At 70.9% G+C, this 14,512-nt stretch carries 12 protein-coding genes; 9 read left to right on the top strand and 3 right to left on the bottom strand.

Translation table 11 applies throughout. From position 1 onward, the window contains the following. The first annotated feature begins 67 nt into the window (after positions 1-67). The 7 genes from ACFYNU_RS12315 (at position 68) to ACFYNU_RS12285 (ending at position 8,805) form a co-directional block, all read left to right on the top strand. On the top strand, positions 68-1,885 hold the full coding sequence (locus ACFYNU_RS12315; protein ID WP_356587146.1) for a peptide ABC transporter substrate-binding protein: 1,818 nt from the start codon (positions 68-70) through the stop codon (positions 1,883-1,885). 50 nt (positions 1,886-1,935) lie between these two features. Beyond that, a complete protein-coding gene (locus ACFYNU_RS12310; RefSeq protein ID WP_356587148.1) occupies positions 1,936-2,895 on the top strand; it encodes an ABC transporter permease in 960 nt (319 codons plus the stop codon). Beyond that, positions 2,892-3,791 (top strand): ABC transporter permease, encoded by a 900-nt coding sequence (locus tag ACFYNU_RS12305; protein WP_356587150.1) that lies wholly within the window; start codon positions 2,892-2,894, stop codon positions 3,789-3,791. The genes ACFYNU_RS12310 and ACFYNU_RS12305 overlap by 4 nt, the downstream gene beginning before the upstream one ends. Then, positions 3,788-5,500, top strand: coding sequence for an ABC transporter ATP-binding protein (locus ACFYNU_RS12300; RefSeq protein ID WP_356587152.1), 1,713 nt, complete (start codon positions 3,788-3,790; stop codon positions 5,498-5,500). The genes ACFYNU_RS12305 and ACFYNU_RS12300 overlap by 4 nt, the downstream gene beginning before the upstream one ends. Beyond that, on the top strand, positions 5,497-6,432 hold the full coding sequence (locus ACFYNU_RS12295) for an ROK family protein (protein ID WP_356587154.1): 936 nt from the start codon (positions 5,497-5,499) through the stop codon (positions 6,430-6,432). The genes ACFYNU_RS12300 and ACFYNU_RS12295 overlap by 4 nt, the downstream gene beginning before the upstream one ends. Before the next feature lie 150 nt (positions 6,433-6,582). Next, positions 6,583-7,053, top strand: coding sequence for an NUDIX domain-containing protein (locus ACFYNU_RS12290; protein ID WP_356587156.1), 471 nt, complete (start codon positions 6,583-6,585; stop codon positions 7,051-7,053). A gap of 108 nt (positions 7,054-7,161) precedes the next feature. Further along, positions 7,162-8,805: a DNA repair helicase XPB gene (locus tag ACFYNU_RS12285; RefSeq protein WP_356587158.1), complete on the top strand. Its 1,644-nt coding sequence runs from the start codon at positions 7,162-7,164 to the stop codon at positions 8,803-8,805. Here the strand turns inward: ACFYNU_RS12285 and ACFYNU_RS12280 are convergent. Both ACFYNU_RS12280 and ACFYNU_RS12275 read right to left on the bottom strand, forming a co-directional pair. After that, on the bottom strand, positions 8,763-10,019 hold the full coding sequence (locus tag ACFYNU_RS12280; RefSeq protein WP_356587160.1) for a glycosyltransferase 87 family protein: 1,257 nt from the start codon (positions 10,017-10,019) through the stop codon (positions 8,763-8,765). The genes ACFYNU_RS12285 and ACFYNU_RS12280 overlap by 43 nt on opposite strands. Positions 10,020-10,043: 24 nt before the next feature. Further along, a complete protein-coding gene (locus tag ACFYNU_RS12275; RefSeq protein ID WP_356587162.1) occupies positions 10,044-10,253 on the bottom strand; it encodes a hypothetical protein in 210 nt (69 codons plus the stop codon). 529 nt (positions 10,254-10,782) lie between these two features. Between ACFYNU_RS12275 and ACFYNU_RS12270 the strand changes: the two genes are divergently transcribed. Together ACFYNU_RS12270 and lspA are read left to right on the top strand one after the other, a co-directional pair. Further along, positions 10,783-12,822 carry an ATP-binding domain-containing protein gene (locus tag ACFYNU_RS12270; protein ID WP_356587437.1) on the top strand — a complete coding sequence of 680 codons (2,040 nt, stop codon included), beginning with the start codon at positions 10,783-10,785 and terminating at the stop codon, positions 12,820-12,822. A gap of 14 nt (positions 12,823-12,836) precedes the next feature. Continuing rightward, positions 12,837-13,547 carry a signal peptidase II gene (lspA, locus tag ACFYNU_RS12265; protein ID WP_356587164.1) on the top strand — a complete coding sequence of 237 codons (711 nt, stop codon included), beginning with the start codon at positions 12,837-12,839 and terminating at the stop codon, positions 13,545-13,547. Between the two features lie 126 nt (positions 13,548-13,673). Here lspA and ACFYNU_RS12260 read toward each other — a convergent pair whose 3' ends face one another. After that, positions 13,674-14,378 carry a copper homeostasis protein CutC gene (locus ACFYNU_RS12260; RefSeq protein WP_356587166.1) on the bottom strand — a complete coding sequence of 235 codons (705 nt, stop codon included), beginning with the start codon at positions 14,376-14,378 and terminating at the stop codon, positions 13,674-13,676. Positions 14,379-14,512 lie beyond the last annotated feature (134 nt).

Here is a 14,512-nt window from a genome sequence, read left to right as displayed (position 1 = left end):
TGCCGGTCCTGCGGCACCCGCCCCGGTCTCTGGGACGCATGCGGGCCCTTTCACTCTGAGGAGAATCATGTTCCCTGGTCACACGGCGAACAGCCGCCGCTGGGCCCTCGTCGCGGGCGCCGCTGCAACCGCGGGCGCTCTGCTGGCGGGCTGCTCCGGCGGCGGTACGTCGTCGTCCGGCTCCGGCTCGTCGGACACCATCAACTACGCGCTGCCGGCGAACTTCACGCCGAACTGGATACTGCCGGTCGGCACCGCCGCGCACCTCAACACCAACAACTCCTCGATATCCCAGTCCCTTTGGGAGCCGCTGATCGCCTATGACGGCTCCACCGGCACGGTCGGTTGGAACAAGAAGAACTCACTGGCCACCGCCGCCGAATTCGCCGAGGACAGCAAGAGCGTCACCATCACGCTCGGCGACCGGCACTGGAGCGACGGCAAGCAGATCACCTCCCGGGACATGGAGTTCTGGTTCAACCTCGTCAAGGCCAACAAGGCCGAATGGGCCAGTTACAGTCCCGGCAAGGCACCGGACAACTGGACCTCGCTGAAGGTCGTCGACCCCACGCACTTCACCCTCACGTTCGACCAGGCGTACAACCAGCAGTGGATGCTCGCCAACCAGCTCAGCATGATCCGCGTGATGCCTCAGCACGTCTGGGACAAGACCAGCGACTCGGGCGCCGTGGCGGACCACGACCGCACCCCCGCGGGCGCCAAGCAGGTCTGGACGTACCTGAACAACTCCGCCAAGAAGATCTCCGGTTACGCGACCGACCCGCTCTGGAAGACGGTCAGCGGCCCGTACACCATCAAGTCGTTCTCCACGGCGGGCAAGGTCGTGCTGACCGCCAACGCCAAGTACGACGGCGGTGGCAAGGCCAGCATCAAGACCGTGAACCTGCTGCCGTTCACCACCACGGACGCCGAGGAGAACGCGCTGCGGGCGGGCACGGTGGACTACGGCTACATCAACGCCACCAACCTCAGTCAGAAGTCGTCCTTCGCGGCCAAGGGCTACACGGTGAAGCCGTGGTCCGGCTGGGCCATCACGTACATGCCGTACAACTTCAACAACCCCACCATGGGCCCGGTCTTCAAGCAGCTCTACGCCCGCCAGGCCATCCAGATGTCGGTGGACCAGGCCACGCTCGCCAAGGTCGTCTTCAACGGCACCGCGGTTCCCACGTACGGTCCGATCCCGCAGGGCCAGAGCTCGTCCTTCGTCTCGCCGGAGCAGAAGAAGAACCCGTACCCGTTCTCCACCTCCAAGGCGAAGCAGCTGCTGAGCGACCACGGCTGGACCGAGCAGGGCGGCACCATGGTGTGCACCACGCCGGGCACCGGTGACAACCAGTGCGGCGCCGGCGTGGACAAGGGCACCAAGTTCCAGATGCAGGTGCTCTCGCAGTCCGGCTCGACCGTGACCGACAACATGATGAGCGCGCTCCAGTCGTCGTTCGCCAAGAGCGGGATCGGCTTCAGCATCAAGACCGCCCCGGTCAACTCGGTCCTGGCGCAGTCCGGCCAGTGCGAGCCCAACGACCCGGGCTGCAAGTGGCAGTTGTCGTTCTTCGGCACCGCCGGCAGCTGGTACTTCCCCGCCTACCCGAGCGGTGACGCGCTCTTCGCCACCGGCGGCGGCTCCAACTTCGGCAACTACTCCAACCCCGCGGTGGACAAGCTGATCACCCAGACCACCACGTCCGCCTCCGACGAGGCGGTGCAGAAGTACAGCGCGGCCCTGGCCAAGGACCTCCCGGTCATCTGGCTGCCGGAGCCGGACTACCAGGTCTCCGTGGTCAAGAACGGTCTGGGCGGCTTCGCCCAGGACTCGCTCGCCAACTTCCACCCGGCCATGTGGAAGTGGACGACCGAGTGAGCCCGGCCTGTGACCCCGCGTACCACTGAGCCGAAGCGACCGGAAAGCACATGACCACTTCCACGTACCTGTTCCGACGGGCCCTCCAGGCCGTCGCGGTGATCGTCATCGTGACGATCGTGGTCTTCTGTCTGCTGCACGCCCTGCCCGGGGGTCCCGCTCGCGGGATCCTCGGCCCGCAGGCCACAGCGCAGCAGATCGCGTCCTTCAACCACGAGCAGGGTCTCGACAAGCCGCTGCCCGTGCAGTACTTCTACTACCTCGATCAACTGCTGCACGGCGACCTCGGAACCTCGTACACCCTCAACGAGCCGGTCTCCCAGCTCATCACCGAGCGGCTGCCGAAGACCCTGGTGCTCACCGCCCTGTCGGCGCTCGTCGGCCTCCTGCTGGCCGTCCCGCTGGGCATGTGGCAGGCGGTCAGGCGCAACCGGCCGGTCGACTACGTCATCACCACGCTGAGCTTCATCGCGTACTCGACGCCCGTGTACTTCCTCGGGCTGATCCTGGTGCTGGTGTTCAGCCAGGTGCTGCCGTGGTTCCCGTCGCAGGCCCCGCAGGGGGACACGCTCGCCCAGGTGTTCGCCGATCCGCAGGCGCTGGTGCTGCCGGTCGTCGCCGGCGCCGCCTCCATGATCGCGGTGTTCAGCCGCTACATGCGGGCGGCCACCCTGGAGAACCTGTCCGAGGACTACGTGCGGACGGCGCGGGCCGGCGGCTCCCGCTCCCGCGCCATCCTGTGGCGGCATGTGTTCCGTAACTCGCTGACGCCGGTGATCGCCATGCTCGGCTACTACGTGCCGGTGCTGTTCGGCGGCGCCCTGGTGGTCGAACAGCTCTTCAACTACCCCGGCATGGGCCTGCTCTTCTGGACCGCCGCGCAGTCCTCCGACTACCCGGTGCTGCTGGGCTGTGTGCTGGTCATCGCGATCGCCACGGTGGTCGGCACGCTGCTCGCCGACATCGTCCAGCGGCTCATCGACCCCCGAGTGAAGGCAGGCCGGGCATGAGCGCCCTCATCCAGCCGGACCAGCTGCCCGGCAAGGCCACCGCGCCCACCGCGGCGTCCGGCTCCCGGCTCGCCGTACGGCGCTTCCTGCGCAACAAGCTCGCCGTCGTCGGGCTCGGCGTCGTGGTCTTCTTCTTCCTGTTCTGCTTCGTCGGTCCGCTGGTGTACTCCACCGACCAGACCCACACGATGCTGGAGCAGGTCAACCTCGCCCCCAGCGGCTCGCACTGGCTCGGCACCGACGCCGTCGGCCACGACGAGCTGGGCCGGCTGATGTACGGCGGCAAGGTGTCGCTGATCGTCGGCCTCGCCGCGGGCATCCTGGCCACCGTGATCGGCACCCTGTGGGGCGCCGCCGCCGGCTACGCGGGCGGCTGGATCGACGCGGTCATGATGCGGATCGTGGACGCCGGGATCGCAATCCCGGCGCTCTTCATCCTGCTGGTGGTCTCCGCCATCACCACCCCGGGCCCGACCGGACTGATCGTCATCCTGGGTGTCGTCTCCTGGCTGATGCCGTCCCGGCTGATCAGGGCCGAGACGCTCACCCTGAAGAACCGCGACTACGTCCTGACCCTGCGGGCCATCGGCGGCACACACGCCCGTGCGATCACCCGGCACATCCTGCCGAACTCGGTCTCGACCATCATCGTCGCGGCCACCTTCCAGATCGCCGACGCGATTTTGCTGGTCGCGTACGTCTCCTACCTGGGCCTGGGCGTCCAGCCGCCCGCCACCGACTGGGGCGGCATGCTCTCGGCCGGTCTCACCGCCGCGTACTCCGGCTACTGGTGGCTCATCCTGCCGCCGGGCCTCGCCATCATCCTGGTGGTGTGGGCGTTCAACGCGATCGGGGACGGACTCCGCGACGCATTCGACGTGAGGGGACGCGGATGACCGCCGCCCAGGGCTCCGCCGCCCCGCCGGCCGGGCCGATACTCGAACTCGACGACCTCGGGGTCGTGTTCACCACCGAGACCGGCGACGTGCCGGCCGTACGGGGCATCTCCCTGCACGTACGCCCCGGGGAGACGCTCGCCCTGGTCGGCGAGTCCGGCTCCGGCAAGTCCACCATCGCGCTGGCCGCGATGGGACTGCTGGACGGCAACGCCCGCGCCACCGGCAGCGCCACCATCGCCGGCCACCAGATGGTCGGTGCCCGGGAGGCCGACCTGGCCGCGCTGCGCGGCCGGACCGTCGCCATGGTGTTCCAGGAGCCGGCCACCGCGCTGGATCCGCTGACCCGGATCGGCAGGCAGATCGCCGAGGTGATCCGCAACCACCGCGAGGTGTCCGCCAAGGACGCCGCCGCCGAGGCCGTCGGGCTCCTGCGCAAGGTCGGCATCCCCGAGCCGGAGAAACGCGCCGGTGCCTACCCCTTCCAGCTCTCCGGCGGACAGCGCCAGCGCGTCGTCATCGCCATGGCCATCGCCAACGACCCCACCCTGCTGATCGCCGACGAGCCGACCACCGCGCTGGACGTCACCGTGCAGGCCGAGATCCTCGACCTGCTGCGCCGCCTCGCCGTCGAGACCGGCACCGGTGTCCTGCTGGTCACCCACAACATGGGCGTCGTCGCGGACTTCGCCGACCGGGTCGCCGTGATGTACGACGGCGAGATCGTGGAGACCGGGCCGGTCGAGGACGTACTGCTCCGCCCCTCCCACGACTACACCAGGCGGCTGCTGGCAGCGGTGCCCCGGCTGTCGGTCGCCGAGGCGGGCCCGCCCGTACCGTCACCGGCCGCCGCCGACCGCCCCGACACCGAGCCCGTCGTCGAACTGCGCGACGTCTCGGTGGTGTTCGGCCGCGGCAAGGGCGCCGTACGGGCCCTGGACGAGGTGTCGCTGACCGTCCACGCCGGGGAGACCCTGGGCCTGGTCGGCGAGTCCGGCTCCGGCAAGTCCACCGCGTCCCGGGTCGCGCTCGGCCTGATCAAGCCGGACTCCGGCACCGCCTCGCTGTTCGGCGCCGACCTGGCCCGCACCCGGGCGCGGGCCCGCCGGGCGCTGCGGGCCGGTATCGGGGTCGTCCTCCAGGACCCGGTGGCCTCGCTCGACGCCCGTATGACGGTCGGCGAGTGCGTCGCCGAACCGCTCAGGGTGCACGCCCGCGGGCTCTCCGCCAAGGACCGCCAGGCCAAGGTCGCCGCCGTCCTCGAACGGGTCCGGCTCTCGCCCGATCTCGCCCGGCGCGCCCCCCGGGAGCTGTCCGGCGGTCAGCGCCAACGGGTCAGCCTCGCCCGCGCACTGGTCCTGGAGCCCCGGCTGCTCGTCGCCGACGAACCCACCAGCGCGCTCGACGTGAGCGTGCAGGAGGCGGTGCTCGAAGTGATCTCCGAACTCCAGGAGGAGCTGGGCTTCGCCTGTCTCTTCGTCTCCCACGACCTCGCCGTCGTCCAGCACTTCGCCCAGCGCGTCGTGGTGATGCGGGCGGGCCGGATCGAGGAACAGGGCGCCACCGGCGCGACCCTGCTGCACCCGGAGACCGACTACACCCGCCGGCTGCTGGCCGCCGTGCCGGTGCCCGACCCGGTGATCCAACGCGGACGCAGAGCCGAACGCCTGGCCACCCTCGCGGCCGGCCGGACGGAGGCCCAGGCGTGAGCTCCGACGACCGTACGCTCTTCGCCGGCGTCGACATCGGCGGCACCACCACCCAAGTGGTGCTCTGCGCCGAGGACTTGACCGTGCTGGACCGCGCCGAGGTGGCGACCCCGGCGACCGACGGCGGCCAGGCCATGATCGACGCGGCCACGGGCGCGCTGGCCCCGCTGCTGAAGCGCGCCCCCGGCCGGCTCGCCGGCTGCGGGGTCGGCGCGGCCGGCGTGGTGGACTCCGCCACCGGCCGCGTCCTGGTGGCCAGCGACTCCTTCACCGGCTGGGCGGGCTTCGCGGTGACCGACGCCCTTGAGGAGACGCTGGGCGTCCCGGCGTTCCTGGACAACGACGTCAACGCCTTCCTGTACGGGGAAGTGTCCGGCGGCGCCGTACGCGGCGAGTCGGACGTCCTCGGCATGACCCTGGGCACCGGGGTCGGCGGCGCGCTGTGGACCGGCGGCGCGCTGTTCGCCGGGCCGCACGGCGCGGCCGGCGAGATCGGGCACATCCCCGGCTTCGGCGATCTGCTCTGCTCGTGCGGCGGCCGGGGCCATCTGGAGACCCTGGCCTCCGGCCGCTCCATCGGCGCCCGCTACCTGGACCGCACCGGCCGCCGCCTGACCGCCCGCGAGATCGCCGACGCGGCGGCCCACGGCGACCAGGACGCCCTCACGGTGTACCGGGCCGCCGGTGCCGGAATCGCCCGCGCGATCGTGATGACGGCGGGCCTGGTGGACATCACCACGGTGGTGATCGGCGGCGGAGTCAGCCGCGCCTGGCCCGTGCTGGAACCCCTGATCCTGACGGCCCTCTCAACCGACCCCCCGGTCAGCGGCCACCCGATCCACCTGCTCAGAGCCGCCCTGACCACCGACGCGGTCCCGGTGGGCGCGGCGGCCCGCGCCCGCCGGGAACTGACGGCGGGGGTCGGCGTCTGAGGGGCCGGGCCCGCGGGCGCCACGCCCCTTTCCCATCGTGGACCCTCATACCGAACTCGGACAGGTGCGGCGAGCCGTGGCATGTTCGACACCTGCGCGGAGAGCTTCGACGCCGTATGGGAGACAGCCCAGCCGGTGGAGGGATGAGCCATGGCACGGACCGAGTACTACGACGATCCCCACGCGCCCGCACCCAACAGCATGGTCGTGGCGGCCTCGGCGGTGGTCACCGACGAACGGGGGCGGATCTTGCTGCAACGGCGGCGGGACAACGATCTGTGGGCGCTGCCCGGCGGCGGAATGGACCTGGGTGATTCGCTGCCCGGCGCGGCCGTTCGTGAGGTCAAGGAGGAGACCGGACTGGATGTGGAGATCACCGGACTCGTCGGTACGTACACCGACCCCCGGCACATCATCGAGTACAGCGACGGGGAGGTGCGGCGCCAGTTCAACGTCTGTTTCACCGCACGCGTCGTCGGCGGTGAGCTGACCATCTCCGACGAGAGCACGGAACTTCGGTACGTGGAGGAGAAGGAACTCGGCTCGCTGCCCATGCACCACACCCAACGGCTACGTCTCCAGCACTTCACCGAGCGTCGGGCAGCGCCCCACCTCGGGTAGTGCCGTCCGGCACCGTTCGGGCGGCAGCCGCGTCGAAAACGTCCGCGATGCGCGACACTGGACGTTTGGTCGCGTGCCGTGGCCGTACGAAGGACGAAGGGCGCAGCTGTGAACGGACCTCTCATCGTCCAGAGCGACAAGACGTTGCTGCTGGAGGTGGACCACGACCAGGCCGACGCGTGCCGTCGTGCCATCGCGCCCTTCGCCGAGCTGGAGCGGGCGCCGGAGCACATTCATACGTACCGGCTGACCCCGCTCGGTCTGTGGAACGCCCGCGCCGCCGGGCACGACGCCGAGCAGGTCATCGACGCGCTGGTGGCGTATTCGCGCTACCCGGTGCCGCACGCGCTGCTGGTGGACGTCGCGGAGACCATGGCCAGGTACGGGCGGCTCACGCTGTCCAAGCACCCCACCCATGGGCTGGTGCTGACCAGCACCGACCGGCCGGTGCTTGAGGAGATCCTGCGGTCGAAGAAGGTGCAGCCGCTGGTCGGGGCGCGGATCGACCCGGACACCGTCGCCGTGCACCCCTCCGAGCGCGGGCAGATCAAGCAGACGCTGCTGAAGCTGGGCTGGCCGGCCGAGGACCTGGCCGGGTACGTGGACGGCGAGGCGCACGCCATCGAGCTGGACGAGCGGGAGTGGTCGCTGCGCCCGTACCAGAAGCAGGCCGTCGAGGGCTTCTGGCACGGCGGGTCCGGGGTCGTCGTGCTGCCGTGCGGCGCGGGCAAGACGCTGGTGGGCGCGGGCGCGATGGCGCAGGCGAAGGCGACGACGCTGATCCTCGTCACGAACACCGTCTCGGCCCGCCAGTGGAAGCACGAGCTGATCCGGCGCACGTCGCTGACCGAGGAGGAGATCGGCGAGTACAGCGGCACGCGCAAGGAGATCCGCCCGATCACGATCGCCACGTACCAGGTGCTCACGGTCCGCCGTAAGGGCGTCTATCCGCATCTGGAGCTGTTCGACTCGCGGGACTGGGGCCTGGTCATCTACGACGAGGTGCATCTGCTGCCCGCGCCCGTGTTCAAGTTCACCGCCGACCTCCAGGCGCGGCGCCGGCTGGGCCTGACGGCGACGCTCGTACGGGAGGACGGCCGCGAGTCGGACGTCTTCTCGCTCATCGGGCCCAAGCGTTTCGACGCGCCGTGGAAGGAGATCGAGGCGCAGGGCTACATCGCGCCCGCGGACTGTGTCGAGGTACGGGTCAATCTGACCGACAGCGAGCGCCTGGCGTACGCGACGGCCGAGCAGGACGAGAAGTACCGCTTCTGCGCGACGACGGCCACCAAGCGCAAGGTCACGGAGGCGCTGGTCCGCAAGCACAAGGGCGAACAGACGCTGGTCATCGGCCAGTACATCGACCAGCTCGACGAGCTGGGTGAGCATCTGGACGCGCCGGTGATCAAGGGCGAGACGAGCAACGCGCAGCGGGAGAAGCTGTTCGAGGCGTTCCGGCAGGGCGAGATCTCGGTGCTGGTGGTGTCGAAGGTCGCGAACTTCTCGATCGATCTGCCCGAGGCGACGGTCGCGATCCAGGTGTCGGGCACGTTCGGCTCCCGCCAGGAGGAGGCGCAGCGGCTGGGCCGGGTGCTCCGTCCGAAGGCGGACGGCCATGAGGCGCGGTTCTACTCGGTGGTGGCCCGCGACACGATCGACCAGGACTTCGCGGCGCACCGCCAGCGCTTCCTCGCGGAGCAGGGCTACGCCTACCGGATCGTGGACGCGGACGAGCTGCTGGCCGACAGCTGAGCGGCGGGGGCTGTCGTCGGCCGCCGGGTGGCCGTACGAGCACGGGTGCGTGAGGTGCGGGGGGTACGCGAGGTACGGCGGCGGCAGCGGTACGCCACGTACGCGAGGAGCGCGAGCGCCAGCAGTGCGTACGGCGATGCCAACGGCTGCTGCCACCAGGGCAGTCGCAGCTCCGCCCCACCCTCGTTCGGGACGAGCCGGAACGTGCGCGCCGCGAAGACCAGCCCGACCGCCGCCGCCGTACGCCAACGGCCCTCCGCGAGCAGGACGGCCAGCAGCGGCACGCACCACACCCAGTGGTGGGACCAGCTGACCGGTGACACGAGCAGCGCGGTCAGCGCCGTGACGAGGACACCCCATGTCTCAAGTCCCCTCCTTACGACGGCTCTTCGCGCCAGCCAGAGACCGGCGAACGTGATGACGAAACAGGCGACCGCCCAGCCCACGCCCGGCTCGGTGGTGTGCAGCGCGCGGGCGAACAGCCCTTGCAGCGACTGGTTGTCGGCGGTCCACCCCTCGCCCGTGCGGCCGGTCTCGAAGACCCGTAGCGTCCAGAAGTCGAGGCTCGCCCGGGGGAGGACGAGCGCGCCGAGCAGCATCGTGCCGACGAGCGACGCGAGGGCGGTGAGCCCGGCCCGTACGGCGTCGGGTCGGCCCACGAGCAGCAGATAGGCGATGAAGAGGGCGGGGGCCAGTTCGACGCCCGCCACGACCCCGAGCGCGAAGCCCTTGCCGAGCGCGTGGTCCGGCCGGGTCAGGTCCCACAGGACGACGCAGGTCAGCGCGAGCCCGATCTCTCCGAAGAGGACGGTCCGCAGGACAGGTTCGAGCCACAGCGCGACGGCGACGCACAGCAGGACGAGGACGCATACGGGGACGGGGGTGACCGCGGGGACGGGGGTGACCGCGTGACGGCGCCCGGCGAAACGCCAGGACAGCCGGACCAGCAGGACGAGCAGCAGCACGTTACCCACGACGACGACGGCCTTGAGCGTGGCGGCCGGCAGCCAGGTGACCGGGACGAACAGGATCGCGGCGAACGGCGTGGAGGCGGCGGACGCGGACCGGACGTATGCGGTGAACGAGACCGTCGGGCCGGGCGGGACGAACGGGGCCGCCGGGCAGAGCGCGGCGAATACGGCGAGTGCGGTCAGCGACAGGGCGAGTGCGCCGACTGCCACGAGTGACCGGACAGTCACGGTCGGGTACGTCACGGCCGCGACACTAGTCGATCACGCTCAGCGTATGATCCCCGCCTCCTCCCCGTACTCACCGAGGACGGCCACGCTGAACGCGGCGGCCACGAACACCTTGACGGCCCGCAGCGCGTCGCCCAGGCGATGCGGGGCGTGCGAGCCGGAGTGAGGGGCGGAACCGAGCGCCGTCGCCCCGCTGTGCGGGGAGCCGACGTGCCCGGACTGGATGGGGGTGAAGGTCGCTGTACTCATACTTCAATGGTGCTTCTTCGGCGACCGGAGCACATCGCTCTGCGGAGGGAAACGGAGAAGCCGATCCCTACGACTCCAGAGATATGCCATCCCCTACGGGGACTACGTCCCCACCCCCGACGTATGACCAGGGGAGTACAGCGCGAACGGGCCGGGCGGTCGGGCCAACAGCCGGGGCGCCGGGACAACAGCCGGGGCGCCGGAGAATAATCGTTCGCCCGCCCGCCGCCCGCTGACTACACTCTCCCTCTTCTCCCGCCTCCCTCCGAGGAGCGCTGCCGCCCGGTCGGAAACCGGGTGGCTGCCCTGACGTGATCCAACGCCGACGCCGCGCCGCCACCCCGTCACCACCGGGTCGCGGCCCGTCGGCCTGCGTACATCCGGAGGCACCACCGTGTCCGCGCACGACCCCGCACCGACCCCCGCCACCACCGCAGACACAGACGCCGCAGACACAGACGCCGGCGTCGACCCCCTCCTCGCCCGCGAACGCGCCCACCTCGACGCCTCCCGCGCCGCCCTCCGCGCCATGCGCGAGGACGTCCAGGCCCTCGACATCCGCGACGTGACCGCGAACTGGGTCAACGCCGCCGTCCTCGAATCGCAGATCGAGGACCGCATCAAGGCGCTCGCCGACCTCTCCCACACCCCGCTCTTCTTCGGCCGCCTCGACTACGAGCACGTCGTCGGCGCCGACAAGGCCGAGGGCGCCGAGGGCGAGCGCTTCTACATCGGCCGGCGGCACGTCCACGACGCCGACGGCGACCCCATGGTCATCGACTGGCGCGCGCCCGTCTCGCAGGCCTTCTACCAGGCCTCCAAGAAGAATCCGCAGGACGTCGGCCTGCGCCGCCGCTTCGGCTACACGGCCGGCGAGCTGACCGCGTACGAGGACGAACACCTCTCCGACCCGACGGAGACGACCCACTCCAGCAAGCTGCTCCAGGCCGAGATCGAGCGCCCGCGCGTCGGCCCCATGCGTGACATCGTCGCCACGATCCAGCCCGAGCAGGACGAGATCGTCCGGTCCGGACTCGGCGGCTCCGTCTGCGTACAGGGCGGCCCCGGCACCGGAAAGACGGCGGTCGGCCTGCACCGGGTGGCGTATCTGCTGTACGCGCACCGTGAGCGGCTGGCCCGCACCGGCACGCTCATCATCGGACCGAACGCGTCCTTCCTCCACTACATCGAGCAAGTGCTGCCCGCGCTCGGCGAGTTGGAGGTCAAGCAGGCGACCGTCGACGAGCTGGTGGCGTCGGCACCCGGCCAGGTGCGGGTGCGCGGCGAGGACAGCGCGGCCACGGCGGTCGTCAAGGGCGACGCCCGTATGGCGCAGGTGCTGCGCCGCGCCGTCCGCTCGCACGTCACGATGCCGACCGAGCCGGTCATGGTGGTGCGCGGCTCCCGGCGCTGGCGGGTTCCGGCGTACGAACTCGAAGAGCTGGTACGGGAGTTGCTGGCCCGCGACATCCGCTACGGCGCCGCGCACGACGCCCTGCCGCAGCGCATCGCGCACGCCGTGCTCGTACAGATGGAGAGATCGGGCGAGGCGCCCGACGACCGCGTACAGGACGCGGTGGCCCGTAACCCCGCGGTGAAAGCCGTCGTCAAGGCGGTGTGGCCCGCCGTCGACCCGGCGAAGCTCGTGCTCCGGCTGCTCTCCGACGCGGACTTCCTGGCCGAGCACGCGGCGGGGCTGCTCACGGCGGACGAGCAGAAGGCGCTGCTGTGGACGAAGCCGCCGCGCAGTCTGAAGACGGCGAAGTGGTCGTCGGCGGACGCGGTGCTGATCGACGAGGCGAACGACCTGGTGTCGCGTACGCACTCGCTCGGCCATGTCGTGCTCGACGAGGCGCAGGATCTGTCCCCCATGCAGTACCGGGCGGTGGGGCGGCGCTGCTCGACCGGTTCGGCGACGGTGCTCGGGGACCTCGCGCAGGGCACCACGCCCTGGGCGACGGCGAGTTGGGCCGAGGCGCTGGAGCATCTGGGCAAGCCGGACGCGGCGGTCGAGGAACTGACGGCCGGTTTCCGCGTGCCGCGCGAGGTGATCGCCTACGCGTCGCGCCTGCTGCCCGCGATCTCACCCGGGCTGACGGAGGTGGCGTCGGTACGTGAGTCGCCGGGCTCCCTGGAGGTACGGGCGGTGGAGACGGCCGGATTGGACACGGCCGGTTTGGACACGGCCGGTTTGGACACGGCGGTCATCGGCGCCTGCGTGGAGTCGCTGCGCCACGAGGGCTCCATCGGTCTGATCGCGGCGGACGCCCGCATCCCGGCCCTGTCGGCCGCCCTGTCCGCGGCGGATCTGCCGCACCTGGCCCCGGGCGAGGAGACCACGGCGGCCTCCCGACTCACCCTGGTCCCGGCGTCGCTGGCGAAGGGTCTTGAGTACGACTACGTCGTCCTGGACGAGCCGTCGGCGGTGGTGTCGGGCGAACCGGACGAACGCACGGGCCTGCGCCGTCTGTACGTGGCCCTGACCCGCGCCGTCTCGGGCCTCACCGTGGTCCACGCCTCGGCGCTGCCGCATCAGCTGGACTCGGCCTGGGCGGGGTCGGCCGGGTAGGCGACACTGTTCGGGTGAACGAGAGAGAAGATCCCGAGGCGAAGACGGCGGCTGCGGCGGACGGAGCGGGGGCGTCGGACGGAGCGGTGGCACCGGTCGGAGCGGGGACGGCGGACGGAGCGGGGACGGCGGACGGGCCGGACGCGGTGGGCGCGGGCGGTACGACCAACGCCTCCACTCCCACTCCCGCGCCCACTCCCACCCGCCGGCTCTTCTGGTCCGCCCTCGGTATCGCCCTCGGGCTCCTCGTCGTCGACCAGGGCACCAAGTGGTGGGCGGTCGAGGCGCTGGCGGGCTCCGAGTCGATCCCCGTCATCGGCGATTTCATCCGCTTCTGGCTCGTCTACAACCCCGGCGCCGCCTTCTCCATGGGCACCGGTGTGACCTGGATCTTCACCGTCTTCGCCGGGATCGCCGCCGTGGCCATCGCCTGGTACGCGTGGCGCGTGCGTTCCACACCGTGGTCGTACGCGCTCGGGCTGCTCCTCGGCGGCGCCACCTCCCACTTCGGCGACCGGCTGCTCCGCGAGCCCGGCTTCGGGCGGGGTCATGTGGTCGATTTCATCGACTACTCGGGCTTCTTCGTCGGCAACGTCGCCGACATCGGGATCTTCGCGGGAGCGGTGACGATCGTGGTGCTCTCGTTCAAGGGCATAGAGGCCACGCAGACACCCCGGCCCGCCGCCGAGGCGGAGAGCGACGACCGGGGCGGGTCCGAAAAGTAGCGTCGTCCGCCCACGGGCCGGACGGGACCTCCCGGACTCGCCCCAGGGCGTGTCCGACCTCACCACTACGCGACAGCCGCCCGGCTGAGCGTCGCCCGCGACGCGTCCTCGGTTACGCGTAGCCGGCTACGCGTCGATCGCCTCGCGCCACTGCCGTACCGTCGCCTCGTCCACCGGCGCGTCCCAGCCGTTCGGCCGCGCCGCGCCGCCGATGTGGAACGCGTTCAGGCCGCCCGCGCGCAGCCGCGGCAGGTGATCGAGCCGCAGGCCGCCGCCGACGAGGAGTTCGGGGCCGTAACCCGGTTCGTCACGGGCCCCCGACGCCGCCTCTTCCAGCAGGACCGGGATGCCGTCGTCGACCCCGTTCGCCGAACCGGCCGTGAGATACGTGTCCAGGCCCGGCAGGTCCGCGAGTTGCTTGCGCAGCGCGTCGCGGTTGGCCGCGCGGTCGATCGCCCGGTGGAAGGTCCAGCGGCAGGGGTCCAGCTCCGCGACGAGCCGTTCGACCGTGACGAGGTCCGCGTTGCCGGCGATGTCGAGGAAGCCGAGCACGAACTCGTCGGCGCCCTCGATCCGCATGGCGCCCACGGATTCCACCAGCGCGTCCACTTCCTCGGGCGCCCCCGCCGCGAATCCGTCCTGGAGCCTCAGCATCACGCGCAGCGAGATGTCGACGGAGGCACGGATCTTGGCGAAGGTCTCGACCGCCGGTGTGAGACCGTCCGCCGCCATGTCGGTGACCAGCTCAAGCCGGTCCGCCCCGCCGGCCTGCGCCGCGACGGCGTCCTCGGCATTGAGGGCGATCACCTCCAGGACTGCACGCTTGCTCATGGGAACCCATTCCGTTCGGGAGGCTGGTGGGGGGCGCTATAGGTCTAGTCCAATAGCCAGCCTACGACGCCGCACGGCGCCTTCGCATCACCAAACCTCCAGCACACCACATCGCCGGCCGCGGGCTCGCACGG

Source organism: Streptomyces sp. NPDC006643 (assembly GCF_042870175.1).
Classification (GTDB): Bacteria; Actinomycetota; Actinomycetes; order Streptomycetales; family Streptomycetaceae; genus Streptomyces.
This window is presented reverse-complemented; position numbering and strand designations above follow the sequence as displayed.